The 16,764-nt window shown below is 63.8% G+C and carries 17 protein-coding genes; 9 read left to right on the top strand and 8 right to left on the bottom strand.

What is annotated here, in order from left to right; genetic code table 11:
- The 4 genes from tssE to DKK67_RS21340 all read right to left on the bottom strand — a co-directional run bounded on the left by tssE (position 1) and on the right by DKK67_RS21340 (position 3,278).
- Positions 1–441 carry a type VI secretion system baseplate subunit TssE gene (gene tssE / locus DKK67_RS21355; protein WP_111498559.1) on the bottom strand — a complete coding sequence of 147 codons (441 nt, stop codon included), beginning with the start codon at positions 439–441 and terminating at the stop codon, positions 1–3.
- A 3-nt stretch (positions 442–444) separates the two neighbouring features.
- Positions 445–1,923 (bottom strand): type VI secretion system contractile sheath large subunit, encoded by a 1,479-nt coding sequence (tssC, locus tag DKK67_RS21350; RefSeq protein WP_111498558.1) that lies wholly within the window; start codon positions 1,921–1,923, stop codon positions 445–447.
- Between the two features lie 119 nt (positions 1,924–2,042).
- Positions 2,043–2,549, bottom strand: a complete 507-nt coding sequence (gene tssB, locus DKK67_RS21345) for a type VI secretion system contractile sheath small subunit (protein ID WP_111498557.1) — start codon at positions 2,547–2,549, stop codon at positions 2,043–2,045.
- A gap of 234 nt (positions 2,550–2,783) precedes the next feature.
- Complete coding sequence (locus DKK67_RS21340; protein WP_111498556.1) at positions 2,784–3,278, bottom strand: DUF4442 domain-containing protein; 495 nt, start codon at positions 3,276–3,278, stop codon at positions 2,784–2,786.
- Positions 3,279–3,456: 178 nt separating this feature from the next.
- Here DKK67_RS21340 and DKK67_RS21335 point away from each other — a divergent pair, with 178 nt between their 5' ends.
- Together DKK67_RS21335 and DKK67_RS21330 are read left to right on the top strand one after the other, a co-directional pair.
- Complete coding sequence (locus DKK67_RS21335; RefSeq protein ID WP_111498555.1) at positions 3,457–3,723, top strand: acyl-CoA-binding protein; 267 nt, start codon at positions 3,457–3,459, stop codon at positions 3,721–3,723.
- Positions 3,724–3,850: 127 nt separating this feature from the next.
- Positions 3,851–4,162 (top strand): site-specific integrase, encoded by a 312-nt coding sequence (locus tag DKK67_RS21330; protein ID WP_111498554.1) that lies wholly within the window; start codon positions 3,851–3,853, stop codon positions 4,160–4,162.
- A 5-nt stretch (positions 4,163–4,167) separates the two neighbouring features.
- Here the strand turns inward: DKK67_RS21330 and DKK67_RS21325 are convergent, their stop codons facing one another.
- Positions 4,168–4,596, bottom strand: a complete 429-nt coding sequence (locus DKK67_RS21325; RefSeq protein ID WP_111498553.1) for a hypothetical protein — start codon at positions 4,594–4,596, stop codon at positions 4,168–4,170.
- A 261-nt stretch (positions 4,597–4,857) separates the two neighbouring features.
- Here DKK67_RS21325 and DKK67_RS21320 point away from each other — a divergent pair, with 261 nt between their 5' ends.
- From DKK67_RS21320 to DKK67_RS21290, 7 genes are all read left to right on the top strand, one after another.
- A complete protein-coding gene (locus DKK67_RS21320) occupies positions 4,858–6,219 on the top strand; it encodes a TolC family protein (protein WP_228160731.1) in 1,362 nt (453 codons plus the stop codon).
- The gene (locus tag DKK67_RS21315) at positions 6,216–7,388 is read left to right on the top strand and encodes an efflux RND transporter periplasmic adaptor subunit (RefSeq protein WP_111498552.1); all 1,173 of its coding nucleotides are present in this window, start codon (positions 6,216–6,218) and stop codon (positions 7,386–7,388) included. Before DKK67_RS21320 ends, DKK67_RS21315 begins: the two co-directional genes overlap by 4 nt.
- Complete coding sequence (locus DKK67_RS21310) at positions 7,381–10,527, top strand: efflux RND transporter permease subunit (protein WP_111498551.1); 3,147 nt, start codon at positions 7,381–7,383, stop codon at positions 10,525–10,527. Before DKK67_RS21315 ends, DKK67_RS21310 begins: the two co-directional genes overlap by 8 nt.
- Positions 10,527–11,219 carry a response regulator transcription factor gene (locus DKK67_RS21305; RefSeq protein ID WP_111498550.1) on the top strand — a complete coding sequence of 231 codons (693 nt, stop codon included), beginning with the start codon at positions 10,527–10,529 and terminating at the stop codon, positions 11,217–11,219. Before DKK67_RS21310 ends, DKK67_RS21305 begins: the two co-directional genes overlap by 1 nt.
- Positions 11,197–12,486, top strand: a complete 1,290-nt coding sequence (locus tag DKK67_RS21300) for a sensor histidine kinase (RefSeq protein ID WP_111498549.1) — start codon at positions 11,197–11,199, stop codon at positions 12,484–12,486. The genes DKK67_RS21305 and DKK67_RS21300 overlap by 23 nt, the downstream gene beginning before the upstream one ends.
- 62 nt (positions 12,487–12,548) lie before the next feature.
- Positions 12,549–13,031 (top strand): transcription elongation factor GreB, encoded by a 483-nt coding sequence (gene greB, locus DKK67_RS21295; RefSeq protein WP_111498548.1) that lies wholly within the window; start codon positions 12,549–12,551, stop codon positions 13,029–13,031.
- Between the two features lie 392 nt (positions 13,032–13,423).
- Positions 13,424–13,657 (top strand): hypothetical protein, encoded by a 234-nt coding sequence (locus DKK67_RS21290; protein WP_111498547.1) that lies wholly within the window; start codon positions 13,424–13,426, stop codon positions 13,655–13,657.
- Between the two features lie 40 nt (positions 13,658–13,697).
- Here DKK67_RS21290 and DKK67_RS21285 read toward each other — a convergent pair whose 3' ends face one another.
- The 3 genes from DKK67_RS21285 to hyi all read right to left on the bottom strand — a co-directional run bounded on the left by DKK67_RS21285 (position 13,698) and on the right by hyi (position 16,763).
- The gene (locus DKK67_RS21285) at positions 13,698–15,206 is read right to left on the bottom strand and encodes a HAMP domain-containing sensor histidine kinase (protein WP_228160730.1); all 1,509 of its coding nucleotides are present in this window, start codon (positions 15,204–15,206) and stop codon (positions 13,698–13,700) included.
- Complete coding sequence (locus tag DKK67_RS21280; protein WP_111498546.1) at positions 15,193–15,873, bottom strand: winged helix-turn-helix domain-containing protein; 681 nt, start codon at positions 15,871–15,873, stop codon at positions 15,193–15,195. The genes DKK67_RS21285 and DKK67_RS21280 overlap by 14 nt, the downstream gene beginning before the upstream one ends.
- A gap of 110 nt (positions 15,874–15,983) precedes the next feature.
- Entirely contained in the window at positions 15,984–16,763 is a 780-nt protein-coding gene (hyi, locus tag DKK67_RS21275) for a hydroxypyruvate isomerase (protein ID WP_111498545.1), read from the bottom strand.
- Between the last annotated feature and the right edge of the window lies 1 nt (position 16,764).

The following is a 16,764-nucleotide window of genomic DNA, read 5'->3' as shown; positions in this document are numbered from 1 at the left end:
CTACACCACGCGGTAAAAGCGTTTGTCGTCCAACAGAAGGTCGATCGTGGCTCGCTCTTCGACATCGTCCACGCGCAGGTGGACGGTAACCTGGAAGCGCAGCTGCAGGGGATCGGAGTCATCGGGCAGCGTCTTCACATCGACGCGCTTTACGCGCGGCTCGTAGTGCTCGATGCACTGCCGAATGGCGCTACGAATCCGGATGTTCAGGTCCTGGGTGCCGAGGGTGGCATCGTTGAAGTCCACCAGCCCGAGGGCCGGTGCACTGGCGCTGTTGCCCGGATGGGCATTGAGCAGCCTGACAAGATGCCGTTTGATGGAGTCCACCACACCGGTGGTTTCGCCCATTGCGTTCCCTGCGGGCTGGGCAGCCTGGTCGAGTCGCTCGAACAGGCTGCCCCCTGTGGCCTGAACACCGTGGTCACCGGTGTCCCAGCTCACGACTTACTCCTTGTCGAGGCGTCCGACCAGAGACAGCTCGAAGTTGGCACCCATGTACTTGAAGTGCGGACGCACGGCCAGGGAAACCTGGTACCAGCCCGGATCGCCTTCGACGTCGGCCACGGTCACCTGGGCGGCGCGCAGCGGACGGCGGCTGCGAACTTCCGCCGGCGGGTTTTCCTGGTCGGCCACGTACTGCTTGATCCAGGTGTTCAGTTCGCGTTCCAGATCCTGACGCTCCTTCCAGGAACCGATCTGCTCGCGCTGCAGCACCTTGATGTAGTGGGCCAGGCGGTTGATGATCATCATGTACGGCAGCTGGGTGCCCAACTTGTAGTTGGTCTCGGCTTCTTTGCCTTCCTTGGTGTTCGGGAACACCTTGGGCTTCTGCACGGAGTTGGCCGAGAAGAAGGCGGCGTTGTCGCTGCCCTTGCGCATGGTCAGGGCGATGAAGCCCTGGTCCGCCAGCTCGTATTCACGACGGTCGGTGACCAGCACTTCGGTCGGGATCTTGGCTTCCAGCTGACCGAAGGACTCGTACAGGTGCACCGGCAGGTCTTCCACGGCACCGCCGCTCTGCGGACCGATGATGTTCGGGCACCAGCGGTACTTGGCGAAGCTGTCAGTCAGGCGGGTGGCCATCAGGTAGGCGGTGTTGCCCCACAGGTAGTGCTCGTGGTCGCCGCTGACGTCCTCGGTGTAGTTGAAGCTGCGGATCGGGTTCTCTTCCGGGTCGTACGGCGTACGCAGCAGGAAGCGCGGCGCGGTCAGCCCCAGGTAGCGGGCGTCTTCGGACTCACGCAGCGAACGCCACTTGGCGTAGCGCGGGCCTTCGAACACGTCGGCCAGTTCCTTGATGGCCGGCAGCTCCTGGAAGCTGTCGACACCGAAGAAGGTCGGCGCGACGGAGGACAGGAACGGCGCGTGGGCCATGGCACCGACGGAGGACACGAACTGCAGCAGTTTCATGTCCGGCGAGGACGGCGTGAAGGCGTAGTTGCCGACGATGGCGCCGACCGGCTCGCCGCCGAACTGGCCGTAGCCGGTGGCGTAGATGTGCTTGTAGAAACCGGTCTGGGTAACGTCCGGCGCGAACTCGAAGTCTTCCAGCAGTTCCGCCTTGGTGGCGTGCAGGATATCGACCTTGATGTTCTCGCGGAAATCGGTGCGATCGACCATCAGTTTCAGGCCGCGCCAGGAGGATTCCAGCTCCTGCAGCTCAGGAGCGTGCAGGACTTCGTCCATCTGGGCGCTGATCTTGCGGTCGAGCTCGACCACCATCTGGTCAACCAGGGCCTTGTTGACCGGCTGGCCTTTTTCATCGCTTTTCAGCAGGTTGGCAATAAAGGTCGCCACGCCGCGACGGGCAACGTCGTAACCTTCGTCGGCCGGGGCCATACGACTGTTGGCCATTACCTGATCGAGGAGCGACCCCTCGGCGGATTCGGTCGTAGCGGACTGCTGTACAGCTGTGTCAGACATACCACATCCCTTCAGTACGTTTTGGGTCTTCAAACATAGGCGGTCCGGCCTGTCCGCATCCTGCGGTCAGCGATTGGAGGATTCAGCCCGGTCGCCGGTTCAATGGACGGTTGTTTGGTTCAGCCTTTCTCGGGCTCTTCTTCGCCGGTCGCCAGCTCCAGCTCGGCCAGCAGCTTCTCGCGCGCTTCGTCGCTGTCGAGCAGCTCCTGCAGCTTGGTGCGGAAAGACGGCACATTGCCCAGCGGACCCTTGAGGGCCATCAGCGCCTCACGCAGCTCGATCAGCTTGCGCAGCTCAGGCACCTGGCGGGCGATGCTATCGGGAGAAAAGTCAGAAAGACTGCCGATTTCGAGGTTGACCGGCAGGTCGTCGGCCTCATCGTCGAGGCGGTTGGATACCGACGTGGACAGCTTCAGGCCAGCTTCTTTCATCACTGACTGGAAGTTGTTCTTGTCGACGGAAATGCTCTTGCGTTCTTCGAGCGAGGATTCTTCGGGGTGTCCCTTGAAGTCACCGACGACGAACATCTTCAGCGGCAATTCCATTTCTGCCTGCTGATCACCGGTGGCGGGGATATACTTAATGTTAATGCGCTCTTTAGGCGCGACGGAACCTTCCTTAGCCATAACGACTCCCTAACTCCGTTGGCGTGGTACTCTCCTTTAAGCGCGCCTTCCAGGCACGCTGTACGGACGAGACTCTACACATCGTCACGTTTCCCCCGCAAGCAAAAAATCGCCACTTTTTGTACGAATTGTGTACGACGGGCAACTTATTGCCAGCGGAGGCTGCCTAAAATTACAAGAAATCAAGGTTTTGGCAATGTATACGTGGTTACCGTATGACCACAAAGTCTTACGCTAACGGCGTTTTTTTGGCGTCCAGGCCCAGATCATCTCAATCTCGATCGGTTCCTTGCCCTCGGCATCGTGGAGGGTCACCTGGATCGGTGCCTCGCCTTTCTCCTCCGTCTTCATCCGCTGTTGCTGCTCCGGCGTGATCCGGGCTTCGACACGCATATCGCCGCTGGCGCGCTTGGTGTACTCGGCGCGCACGGTCTTGATGACGGGCACCTTGTCGTCCGGCACGTTGAGACCGACCAGGAAGCCGGTGGCGGATTCCGCCAGCAGCAGGGAGGCCACGGCGTGAACACCGCCGATGTGATTCTGCACCCGGCGCTTGTTGGCCAGGCTGATCACGCAACGGCTGTCGTCCAGCGTCTCGATGCGGATACCGGTGGTGCCGGTGAAGGGAACCGCCTTGCCAAAGAAAAGCGACAGGGCCCGGGGACGGGCAAAGTCCGGCAGACGATTGATGCGGCTGACGATGCCGTGCAGTTTGTTGTTTGCTTTCATAATTTTTCTCCGGTGTCTGAATGCGCCTCTCCGGGCGCGCCGGGCAAGCGTAGCCGATCCCGGCGGCGCTGGAAACGGCCGGCCCGTGCGGACTGTGACGCGCGTATACGGCAAGGCTATACTCAGCCGGTAAAGACACCCACGACGGCAGTGATCCGTCACGGAGGAAAGGAAGACCATGAGTGACCTGAAAGCGACCTTCGAGGAAGCGGTGAACTACGTCCAGACGGGCGAAGGCAACGCCAATCCCTCCAATGAACTGAAACTGGAGTTCTACGCGCTCTATAAGCAGGCCACCCAGGGCGACGTCTCCGGCAAGAAGCCGGGCATGCTCGACGTGGTGGGACGGGCCAAGTACAACGCCTGGGCCGAGCTCAAGGGCCTGTCCCAGGAGGACGCGATGCAGAAGTACATCGACCGGGTCAACGCCATGCGCAATGACTGACGCCTGCCGCGCGCCCTGCCCTCGGGCGCGCTTCGTTTTTACCCGAACCGACACGTGCCTCTTTCAACTCTTTGTCATAGAATGCCCGCACCCTAACAACAACAAGATCGACGGATACCGAGTTCCCATGAGTATGACCGAAGCGCTGGACCAGAGTCAGTCCGGCCTGTTTTCGCGCGTTCATCGCGCCATCCAGAACCATCAGTTAAACCAGCGCACCGGGCAGACCTACCTGCACTGGATCAGCCGCTATGTCATGTTCCACGACCTGCGTGACCCGGCCGACCTGGGCGACAGCGAACGCCAGGCGTTTCTGGGGCACCTGCAGGATAAGCTGCGCCTGTCCCGCGCCCGACTCAATCAGGCCCGTCAGGCCCTGAAGTTTTTCTACGAGGAAGTGATCGGCCAGAGCGACGCCAGTCTCCCGTCCGGCGCCTGAAGGGCTCAGCGACCCTGGACGCGGGTGTTGAGGGCGTCGTAGCTGCGGTTCTGCGGCGGACGGATCACGTAGTTGCTGCCCCGGGTCTGCCCCGGAATCTCCTTGGGGGTGCTGAAGCGGATCTCAGCCGGGATTTCGTAGCGCCCCAGATCCGTGCGCTCATCCCGGGGCTGTAACGCCAGCGGGTCCAGGTAGTAATCGTCCTCCGGCGACGCGGACGCGCTTGACGGCCCGGCCGCCGGCGCCGCAAGCCCGCCCTCGATGGCCGTATCGGCCAGACCGGCGGCGTCCAGCGACTCGAACGGAATGGTCTGCATCGTGGTGCGCGCGTTGGTATCCAGCGGGGTGTCCTGCGCGTGCGCTCCCAACGCAGCGGCCAGCAGCCCGGCCATCGCCCCGACGCTCTTGCTGTATTGCCTCCACTGGCCCTTCATAGCCTGTTCCCTGGACGAATTGCGATGGCCGCCTCGGCGCCCGATGCAGCGCCGTAACACGACCCGACCTGTTCAGTTTATCGCCACTTAAAGCAGCCTGTTTAACCAACCCGCAGAATTGTGACGGTATTCAACTACACGGGGCCCGAACGGCCTTAACCCCGCCTTAACCTCGCCTTCGATAGAGTGCAGGTCGTCGAGAAACCCATGCCGTCAGAGCGTGTTATCCACACACGCCAGTCATTGAGGAGAACAGCCATCGTGGTTCGGGCCCACTTCCACTCCCTGCTTGCCGGCGCGCTTGTGCTGACGCTGACCGGTTGCGCCATGACCGGCGACCAACCCGACTACCCGGAGCAGACCCAGACCCTGGTCGGGCAGGTGCCGGACTGGTCCACCGAGGTCGACGGCGAACCGGTCACCGCGCTCAATGACCTGATCCGGTCCGACGCACTCGATCAACTGATCCAGCAAGCCATCGACGCCAACCCCGGCCTGCAGCAGACCCTGCTGACCCTGCGTATCCGCGAGGCGGAACTGCGCCAGACCGGCGCCGACCGCTTCCCCGACGTGGAGGCCGGCTTTTCCGCCAGTGACGCCGAAGACAGCGACGACAGCTATACCGGCTCCGTATCCGTCAGTTGGGAAGCCGACCTCTGGCAGAAGATCGCCGACCGCACCGCCGCGGCCGGCAAGGATGTGGAGCAGCAGGCGGAACTCTACCGCTCGGCCCGGGACACGCTCGCCGCGGACGTGATGAGCAGCTGGCTGGAGCTGATCGCCCAGCACCACGCCATCGCCATCCAGCAGGAGCGCCTGACGACTCTGGAAAGCAACGAAACGCTGATCCTGCAGCGCTACCGCAACGGGCTGGGCACCCTGGAGGATCTCGACAGCGCGCGCAGCTCCACCGCCAGCGCCCGAGCCTCCCTGGAAAGCGATCGCGAAACCCTGGCCCAACAGGAGCGCGCCCTGAAAACCCTGCTGGGCGAGATCCCCGCCACTGGCAGCAACGTGCCCGGCGACTACCCGGCGGTGCTCACGCCCCTGGCGGACCTGCCGGCCCAGACGCTGCAACGCCGGCCGGACCTGGTAGCCGCCTACCGCGCCATCGAAGCGGCCGACTACCGCACCAGCGCTGCCTACAAGGACCTGCTGCCCAGCATCAACCTGCAGGCCGCCCTGGAAGACGTAGCCGACTCGCCTTCCCAGGCGCTGCTGACCGACCCTGCCTGGAGCCTGCTGGGCCAGTTGACCGCACCGCTGTTCCAGGGCGGTGAGCTGCGCGCCGCCGCCGACGCCGCCGAACTGGAAACGGCGCAGACCTACCAGGCCTACCGCGAAACCCTGCTGGATGCCGTCGGTGAGGTGGAAGACGCCCTCGGCCTCGAGCGATCCCTGAGCCTCCGCCAGACACACATTGCCGAAGCCCTGGCGCGGCAGCAGAGCACGCTGGAGCAATACCAGGCGAGCTACCGCTCGGGCCTGGTGGACATCCTCGACCTGCTGTCGGTGCAGCAGGAAACCTACGACCTCAAAGAACAGCTCGACGACCTGATTTATCAACGCCTGGCCAACCGGATTGATCTGGGACTGGCACTTGGACTGGGAGTGAAGTCATGAAACGCAAACTGATCCGCAGCCTGCCCCTGACCGGCGCCATCGTGCTGGTGGTCGCGGTGGTGTTCTATATCCAGGAACAGGCCCAGGCTTTCAACCAGCGCCCCTTCACCAAGCCGGAAACACCGGTCCAGCGCACGACCGTGTCGGTGGTCACCGCGCAGACCGGCACCTACGCCGCGCGCGTTGACGCCTACGGCGAAGCCGCCGCCCACTACGAGCTGACGCTCAGTGCCCAGGTGTCCGGACAGATCGCCACCCTGACCGACGGCTTCGAAGCCGGCAACCGCGTGGCCCAGGGCGATCTGCTGGCGAGCGTGGAGGACAGCAGCTATCGCGAATCGCTGGCCACCGCACAGAACACCCTGGCCAGCGCCAGGGTCAGCCTGCTGGAGGAAGAACGTCAGGGGGAACAGGCGAAGATGGAATGGCAGTCGTCGGGCCTGTCCGGCGAGCCGGATTCCCCGCTGGTGCTGCGGGCGCCCCAGCTGACGTCCGCCCGCGCCGCCGTTACCGAAGCCCAGGCGGCGGTGGATGCCGCCCGCTACAACCTGGACCAGACCCACATCAAAGCACCCTTCGACGCCCTGATCACCGCCCGCAGTGTGGCACCGGGCAGCTACGTGCAATCCGGCACCGAGCTGGCCACCCTGGTCAGTACCGACCGGCTGGAGATCAGCGTCAGCCTGTCCGCCGAGGAATGGTCGCAGCTCCCCGAACTGTCTGTCCTCACCAGCGGCCACTGGCCGGTCACCCTGACCCACACCGAGAGCGGCCAGCACTGGTCCGGCCACGTCATCCGCGCCCGCCAGCACCTGGACAGCACCAGCCGCCAGCGCTCCCTGGTGATCGCCGTGGACGCGCCCTTCGACCAGTCCCCCGCCCTGTTACCGGGCACCTTCGTGCAGGCGTCCCTGGCCGGCAGGGACGTGGACGGCCTGTGGAAACTGCCCTCGACCGCCCTCAGCCAGAGCGGCGAGATCTGGTACGTCACCGCCGACAACACCCTGGCCCACTTCGCCGCCGACCCGGTGTTCGCCAGCGACGGCTCGATCTACATCGCGCCCCCGGCGGAACTGGACGGCAAGGCCGAGCAGGTGGTGCGACAGCCACTGAGCAGTTATATGGAAGGCATGGCCGTGCAGCCGGTCGAGGAGCAGGGCAATGTCTGAACCGTCCCTGGAGCGGGGGATCATCCCCTGGTTTGCACGCAACCCGGTCGCCGCCAACCTGCTGATGGTGCTGGTGATTGCCCTGGGCGCCATTGCCCTGGGTTCGCTGCAGAAGGAAGCCTTTCCCAGCATGGAGCCGGACAGTCTCACCATTTCGGTGACCTACGACAGCGGCTCGGCCAAGCAGTCGGAAGAGGGTCTCGCCATCAAGATTGAGGACGCCCTCGAGGGCGTGACCGGCATCGACTCGATCACCAGTTCCTCCACCACCAGCGGCACCACCGTCACCGTGGAGAAAACCTCCGACTACGATCTGGACACCCTGCTGCGGGACGTCAAAACCCAGGTGGACGCCATCTCCAACTTCCCGGCCGACGCCGATAACCCGGTGATCAGCAAAGGCGAGCGGGAAGAACACTCGCTGTGGATCCAGCTCTACGGCGACGCCGGCCGACGCACCCTGCAGCAGCTGGCGGACAACCTGAAAACCGACCTGCTGGCCCACGACAACGTCAGTCGCGTGTCCATTTCCGGCTGGCTGGACCCGATGATGGCCATCGAGATCGACGAAGGCCGGCTGCAAGCCTACGGCCTGACCCTGTCGGACGTGGAAGACGCGGTCAACGCCGGCTCCAGCAGCGCCATGACCGCGGTCCTGCGGGACGAGAACCTGTACCTGCAGCTCAAGGCCTCGGAACAGGCCTACCTGAAGGAAGACTTTGCCAATATTCCGCTGATCACCACCGCCAGCGGCGATCGCATCCGGCTTGGCGACGTGGCGCAGATCCGCGACACCTTCGACGACACCACCTCCACCCTGTCGCGCTTCGACGGCAAGGACAGCATCGCGCTGCAGATCGTCACCACCGGTACCGACGATATTTCCGACTCGGTCAACGGCGCCCGGGAAGTGGTCCAGCAGTGGCGTGACGACGGCAAGCTGCCGGAAACCGTTCAGTTGGCGACCTGGTACGACCGCAGCACCTCCATCAACGAGCGCCTGCAACTGCTGATCGACAACGCCCTGTTCGGCATTCTGCTGGTGTTTGCCCTGCTGGCGCTGTTCCTGAACCTGCGGGTGGCGTTCTGGGTGGCCATGGGTCTGCCCTTCGTGTTCTTCGGTACCCTGTACTTCATGGGCGAACCCTTCCTGGGGCTGACGCTCAACGAATTCACCACGTTCGGCTTCATCATGGCGCTGGGGATCGTGGTGGACGACGCCGTGGTGGTCGGGGAAAGCGTCTACGCCGTGCGCCGGGCCGAGGGCGATACCCTGCGCAACACCGTACGCGGCACCATGCGGGTGGCCGTCCCCACCCTGTTCGGCGTCTTCACCACGGTGGTGGCTTTCTTCGCCCTGTCCCAGATCGAGGGCGGCCTGGGTAAGCTCTATGCCCAGTTTGCCGCCGTGGTCAGCCTGTGCCTGGTGCTGTCGATCATCGAATCCAAGCTGATCCTGCCGGCGCACCTGGCTCACCTGAAAACCCGTACGACGGCGTCCCGCAACCCCGTCGGCCAGCTCTGGGGCCGTATCCAGGGCCTGGCCTCCGGCGCGATGGAAACGTTCACCGAACGGGCCTATCGCCCGCTGATCAGACTGGCGCTGAACTTCCGCTACACCGTGGTGGTGCTGTTCATGGCGGTACTGATCCTGGTGCTGGCCATGCCCTTTGACGGCACCATCCGCATGAGCTTCTTCCCGGACATCGCCGGCGATACCGCACGCGCCAATATCACGTTGCAGAACGATGCCAGCTACGGCCTGACCCACAAAGCCCTGACAAACCTGGAGGATAGCGCACGCCAGGCGGACCGCGACCTGCGCCACAACGAGGGCGACAGCGCCATCGAGCACCTGCAGGTGACCTCGTCGGCCGACCAGTCAGGCACGGTCACCGTGAAGCTGGTGGACGATTCCCCCTTCAACCTCGATCAGTTCGTGCGGGAATGGACCACGCTGGCGGGCAATCCGGAGGGCACCCGCACCCTGAGCATCCAGAGTCGTCGCGAAGGCGTCGACGCCCTGCGTGTGGAGCTGCGCGCCAACGACGACAGCCTGCTGACCGGCGCCGGCGAACTGTTCCGCAGCAAGCTGGAAGCCATTCCCGCGGTGAGCGGCATCGAAGACAACCTGCAGCCGGGCCAGCCCCAGCTGCACCTGGCCCTCACGCCCCAGGGGGAAGCGCTGGGCATGACCACCGACGACCTGGCCGAGCAGGTCATGCAGGGTTTCAACGGCCAGGTGGTGCAGCGCTATCAGCGCAACAACGACGAGATCGAAGTGAAGGTGCGCTTCCCCGAGGCCGACCGCCAGTCCATCGTGGACGTGATGCAGTCCAATGTCCGGGCACCGGACGGCACGGTGCTGGCCCTGTCCACGGTGGCCACGGCAAGCCTGGGCTATACCCGCGACACCATCACCCGCATCGACAACAAGCGCGCGGTCTACATTTCCAGCGATGTGAACAAGGACGCCATGTCCTCCACCGAGCTGGTCTCCCTGCTGCAGCGGGACGTGGTGCCCGAGGTGCAGAGCGCCTTCCCGGGAGTCGATGTGCATTTCGCCGGCGAGGCGGAGCAGCAGCAGGAAACCCAGTCCTCCATGACGCAGGTGTTCCTGATCGCCATGCTGGTGATCTACATGCTGCTGGCCATTCCGCTGAAGTCGTACGTGCAGCCGCTGCTGATCATGACGGCGATTCCCTTCGGCATCGTCGGCGCCCTGCTGGGCCACTGGCTTAACGACCTGTCCCTGGGCATCCTGTCGCTCAACGGCATCATCGCCCTCAGCGGGGTGGTGGTGAACGACAGCCTGCTGCTGGTCTCGCGTTACAATGATCTGCGCCGTGGAGGCATGGACCGCAAGCAGGCGATCGTGGAGTCGGCCACCAGCCGGATGCGCGCGGTCATCCTGACGTCCGCCACCACCTTCGCCGGCCTCTATCCGCTGCTCGGCGAGACCTCGCACCAGGCCCAGTTCCTGATTCCGGCTGCAGTCTCGCTGGCATACGGTATCCTGTTCGCAACCGTGATCACCCTGATCCTGATCCCGGTGCTGCTGCGCATCCAGACCGACCTTGAAGAACGCTTCAAGCGCTGGTTCCGGATCCAGCCGCACACCGACGAGGCCACGACCTGATGCTGAACGTGCTACTGGTAGAGGACGACCGGGACCTGGCGATGACCATTGTCCAGTACCTGGACATCCAGCAGATCCGCTGCGACCACGCCAGCAATGGCGCCAGCGGCTTGCAGCTGATCCGTGACAACCGCTACGACGTGATCCTGCTGGATCTGAACCTGCCGCGCCTGGACGGCCTGAGCGTGTGTCGGGAAGTGCGACAGGCCGGCGACGACACCAGCATCCTCATGCTTACCGCCCGGGACCAGCTGGCGGACAAGGTCGAGGGCTTCGAGTCCGGCACCGACGACTACCTGGTCAAACCGTTCGAACTGCAGGAAATGCTGGTGCGCATCCGCGCCCTGGCCCACCGCCGCAGCGGCCAGGTCCAGCGGTTGGGCTGCGCCGGGCTGGACATGGACCTGTCCGCCCAGAGTGCCACCCGCGACGGGCAGCCGTTGAAGCTCTCCCCCACCGGCTGGCGCCTGCTGGAAACCCTGCTGCGCGCCTCGCCGGCGATTGTCAGCCGTCGGGCGCTGGAGGAGGCCGTCTGGGGCGACGAGCCGCCGGACAGCAACAGCCTCAAGGTCCATATGCATCACCTGCGCAAGATCGTCGATCAGGGCTTCGGGCGTCCACTGATCCACACCGTCCCCGGCCGTGGTTTCGTTCTGAAGGAGGACGGCGATGATCCGGCAGATCCGGCTTAAGTGGCAGCTCGCCGCCATTTTCCTGGGCCTGGGTGCCCTGCTGGTGGGCGGCTACTCCCTGCTAGCGGCCCATTACTTCATGCTGGGCATGGACAGCACTATGGTCGGCGCCCTGGAGCGCGCGGTAGAACGCTACGAAGACCAGCGGGCCGGCGGCACGGTCCAGCCGGACGTGGGCCCGTTTACGGTGACCTCGTCCTGGCAGGAACAACCGGAAGCGGTACGCCGTGCGCTACCCCAGCCGCCCCATGGGCCCGCCACCCTGGCCAAACAGCATACCGAGGGCCAGGACGGTCATCGTGGCCGGCTCTATTTCGCCATGCGTTTCCAGTCGGACGGAGGCGACCTGTTTATCAGCCACGCGATTTCCCGCAAGCAGGTCTCGGATCTGGTGGAAGACACCATCCACAACAATCTCAACGCACTGTTGATCATCAGCATCGGCTCCGCGCTGGCGCTGGCCGCGGTGATCTGGCTGGTCATGCGCCGGGTCGCCAAACCGGTGGCGCGGCTGGGCGAATGGGCCCACGGCCTTGAGACCGGCAACCTGCGCGATCCCCTGCCCGACTTCCGCTATCCCGAACTCAACGAGCTGGCGGGACTGGTCCGCTCCAGCCTGTCATCCCTGGAAGACAGCCTGGAGCGGGAGCATCGCTTCCTGCGCCACACCAGTCACGAGCTGCGCACGCCGATCAGCGTGATCCGCAACAACGTCGAGCTGATTCGCTCGCTGCCGCCGGAGCAGGCCGCGGCGGCGGACAGCATCCTGGCGTCCATCATCGACCGGGTGGACCGCGCCAGCCTGACCATGAAGCATTTGACCGAGACCCTGCTGTGGCTGAGCCGGGAGGAGCCGGACAACCTGCCGACACGCAGCGTCGCCCTGGATCACCTGATTCAGGAGCTGGTCAGCGAGCACCGTTACCTGCTGCGGGACAAGGACGTGACCCTGGACGTGCAGACCGATCCGGCCACGGTGGCGCTGCCGGACGTGGCCGCCCGGGTGGTCATCGGCAACCTGATCCGCAACGCCTTCCAGCACACCTGGGCGGGCGAGGTCAGCATCCGCCAGCACGGGCACACCGTGCACATCGACAACCACCAGGCCAGTGACGAGGAGGCCAACGACGACCTGGGCTTCGGTCTGGGGCTGCAACTGACCGCTCAGCTTACCGAACGCCTGGGCTGGACCTATCGCAACGACCCGGCTCCCGGCGGCCACCGGGTGGTCCTGGAGGTCACCGACGCCGGAAGCGCCCGCGCCTGATCTGGTAGACTGGAGCCTGTTTTCAACGGCTCCGGTCGACAACGCTCGGGATACGAAAGGGTATGCGCGCAAAACTGATCACCCGCGAGGGCTTCAACGCCCTGCAGAAGGAACTGGACTACCTGTGGCGGGAACACCGCCCGGAGATCACCCGCAAGGTGCAGTGGGCCGCCAGCCTGGGGGATCGCAGCGAGAACGCCGACTACCAGTACAACAAGAAACTGCTGCGCGAGATCGACCGGCGCGTGCGCTACCTGCGCCGGGCCCTGTCGGACCTGAAAGTGGTGGACTACGCCCCGGAACAGGAAGGCCGCGTGTTCTTCGGCGCCTGGGTTACGGTCGAAAGCGAGGATGGCGACACCCGCCGCTTCCGCATCGTCGGCTACGACGAGATTTTCGACCGCAAGGACTACATCTCCATCGACACGCCCATGGCCCGCGCCCTGCTCAAGAAGGAAGTGGACGACGAGGCCGAGGTGCACACGCCCAACGGCACGGCCTACTGGGTGATTACGGCGATAGAGTATGTGCAGGATACGGAGTGACTGAGAGGCCTTACACCGCAAGGCTTCCCATCTCTGGCAATACCAGCTCTTGAGCTGCCGCCAGGCTGCATGGCGCCTCCGCCGGCAACGACCTCGTCAAACCTTTTCCCTGGACATAAAAAAACCCCGCAAAAGGCGGGGTTAAGGCTAGCGCTGTGCTGGAGGGAACAATACCGTCAGCGGAGCGTTCCGCGTCCGGTATTGCTTACTCGACAGTTTCTAGTTTACACAGCCGGGGTTACACCCAAGTGGCCGGGCAATTACGCTTTGTTAAGCGCCGTTCGGGAACTTTTGCGCGTTTTAGGTTGAGCACTCTAGTAGGCCAACATAGAGTCCTGCGACATAATGGGATTCTCAGCTTTCAGCCCATACGGGAACACGAGGTGCCTTGAATGAACAGCAAGAAGCTTTTGGACACAGCCCTGAACGGACTTGATGCGGTGGGCTACCAACTCGACCGTTTCGGCGTCACCAGCAAGGTGAACCGCCACACCCTGATTGCCCTGGCCATGGCCGAGCAGAAGCATCTGGAAGGGGAATGGGACAGCCTGCAGGCCCGCTACGGCTCACAGTTCCGGCGCGTCGAGCACCTGATCAAACGGGTCCGTGGTCGGGCGCAGGCCTGATAACATTCTGGCGTAAACACAGGAGCCAATCAGAGGCCCCTTACGTCTGGCGCAGGTGCGCGTCGTCGTCCTGCGCCGACGCGGCTTCCGGCTCTTTCTCCTCGCTGTCCGCCGACGTCACCGCCTGCTCCTGGGCCCGCAGCGCCTTGCGCTTGATGGGGCGATACAGCGGCAGGAAAACGTTCACGGACAGGCCGGGAAATTCCTCCTCGTCCGGGCGCCGGTCCTTCAGTTCGATACGGCCCTGATGGATCTCGGTAACCGCACTGACCAGACTCAGCCCCAAACCGTTGCCCGGCAATGATCGGCTCTTGCCGACCCGGTAAAAGCGCTGGAAGACGTTGTCTTTCTCGCTGTCGGGGATGCCGATACCGCTGTCCGCCACTTCCAGCACCGCATCGCCGTCCTGAATATCCACCGCCACCCGGATGTCCCCGGATTCCGGCGTGTACTTGATGGCGTTGTCGATCAGGTTGGAGACCATCTGGAACAGCAGGTCGCGATCGCCCTCGATTTTCACGTCCTCGCGGATCGCCTGCTCGAAGGTCTGCTCCTTGTCTTCCGCCACCGCTTCATAGAGCTCGCAGGCGTCCGCCACCAGTTCACCAAGAGTGATCACGGTCTTGTCGGCGGCGTTGCCCCGGGTTTCCAGACGGGCAATGCGCAGCAGGGCGTTGAAGGTCGCGAGCAGCTGATCCGCCTCGGTCACGGCCTTGGCCGCCTGGTCCCGGGCCTCGTCGTTGTCCACCGCCAGCAGCGTGGTCTCCAGCTGGTTGCGCAGGCGCGTCAGGGGCGTGCGCAGATCGTGGGCGATGCTGTCGGAGACGTGGCGGATGCCTTCCATCAGGTAGACGATGCGGTCGAGCATCTGGTTGAGGTTCTCGGCCAACTGGTCGAAATCGTCGCTGGTGCCGCGGGTGGGGATCCGCAGGGACAGATGGCCGTTCATGATGCGCCGGGAAATGGCGTTGATGACTTCGATGCGCTTGGTGGTGCTGCGGCTCATCATGAAACCGCCCAGCAGGGCCAGCGCCAGGGTGATGCCCATGCCCCAGTTGATGGCACGCTCGATCAGGCGCTTGAGGGTGGTCAGCTCCTGGACGTCGCGGCCCACCAGCAGGCGCAGGCCGCCCTGGACCTCGAACACCCGCGCCCGGGCCAGGCGCTCGGAGCCTTCCCAGCCGACGGCATCGTCGAGCGTGAAGTTGATCCAGCCGTTCTGGATCTGGGCTTCTTCCGGCCAGTGACTGAGGTTGCCGGCCAGCTTGAGGTAGTCGTCGGTGGCCAGCAGATAGAGGGACTTGGCGTTCGGGTCCCGGGAGACCCGCTCGCGAATGATGGTGATCAGGCCGTTGATGCCACGCCCCCGGTACTGCTCGGCCAGACCGGCGATTTCCGCCTCGATGGTTTCATCCGTCTGTTCGGTCATGAAACCGGCGGTTCGCCAGTAGATAAACGCCAGCAACAGGAAAACCGAGGTGGCAAAAACCACCATGTAGAGCAGTGCCAGCTGAAACGTGGAGGTTTTAAGCTGACTAAGTATCTTCACGCAACATGTATCCCGCGCCCCGAACCGTCTGCAGCAGCGGCGTATCGAATTCCTTGTCGATCTTTGCGCGCAGGCGGCTGATGTGCACATCGATCACGTTGGTCTGTGGATCGAAGTGGTAGTCCCACACCTTCTCCAGCAGCATCGTCCGGGTGACGACCTGCCCCGCATTACGCATCAGGTACTCCAGCAGCCGGAATTCCCGCGGCTGCACGTCGATGTTCTGGCCGGAGCGTTTGACCGTTCGCGCCAGCAGATCCATTTCCAGGTCCGCCACGCGCAGCACCGTCTCGGCTTCCGGCGACTGGCGGTTACGACGCACCAGGGCGTCGATCCGGGCCAGCAGTTCGGTGAACGAGAACGGCTTGGTCAGGTAATCGTCGCCGCCGCCGCGCAGACCTTCCACGCGGTCGTCCACGTCGCCCAGGGCGCTGAGGATCAGCACCGGCACGCTGTTTCCGGTGGCCCGCACGGTCTTGATGATGTTCAGACCGTCCATTCCCGGCAGCATGCGATCGACGATCATGATGTCGTAATCTTCGCTGGCCGCCAGCATGAGTCCATCCTTGCCATCGGCGGCGTGATCGACAACGAAGTCGGACTCCTTGAGTCCCTTGACCAGATAGGTTGCTACATCGTGATCGTCTTCAATTACCAGCGCTCTCACCGGTCAGGCCTCCCGCTATGCGTGAATGGATTGGCTACAGAGTACGAACCGCTACATTAAACAGCCAGTTAACATCTTGTAAGAGGGTGTCGCAATTGGCGACGGTCAGCTCATGGCGACGCTCTCAGCCACCCCAAGGTGTCCGGGGTGTCCCGGCTGGGGTGGTATTCGGCGCTCACCCAGCCACTGTACCCCATTTCGTCCAATGCTTTGAAAATAAAATCAAAGTTGATTTCCCCGGTGCCCGGTTCGTGGCGTCCGGGATTGTCAGCGAACTGGACATGGCCCACCTGCGGTAAATACTGACGCAGCGAACGCACCAGATCCCCGGACATGATCTGCATATGATACAGATCATACTGCAAAGCGACGTTGGGCTCGCCGGTTTCCGCCAGCACCGCCAGGGTTTTCCCGGCCGTGTCGAGGAAGAATCCCGGCATGTCCACGGTCGAGTTGATCGCCTCCGCCAGCAGCGTGATGCCGTCCGGAGCCAGCCGCTGCGCCGCCCAGCGCAGGTTGTCCACAAGCGTCTGGCGGGCTTTGTCGCCGGCCAGGCCGTCGGGTCGGATGCCCGCGAGGCAATTGAGCTGTTGGCACTCCAGGGCTCGGGCGTACTCAAGGGCCTGGTCCACGCCCTCGCGGAATTCGTTGATCCGGTCCGGCAGGCAGGCGATGCCGCGTTCGCCGCCATCCCAGTCCCCGGGCGGCAGGTTGAACAGCACCTGGGTCAGGCCGTGGTCGTCGAGTCGCTGGCGCAATTCGGCAGCCGGCCAGGGATAGGGAAACAGGTATTCAACGCCCGTGAAGCCATTCGCCGCAGCCGCGGCAAAACGATCCAGGAACGGGTGCTCGGGGTACAGCATGGTCAGGTTGGCGGCAAAGCGCGGCATG

Source organism: Marinobacter bohaiensis (assembly GCF_003258515.1).
GTDB lineage: Bacteria > Pseudomonadota > Gammaproteobacteria > Pseudomonadales > Oleiphilaceae > Marinobacter_A > Marinobacter_A bohaiensis.
Note: the sequence above shows the minus strand (reverse complement) of the source record. Positions and strands in the feature narration are given on the sequence as shown.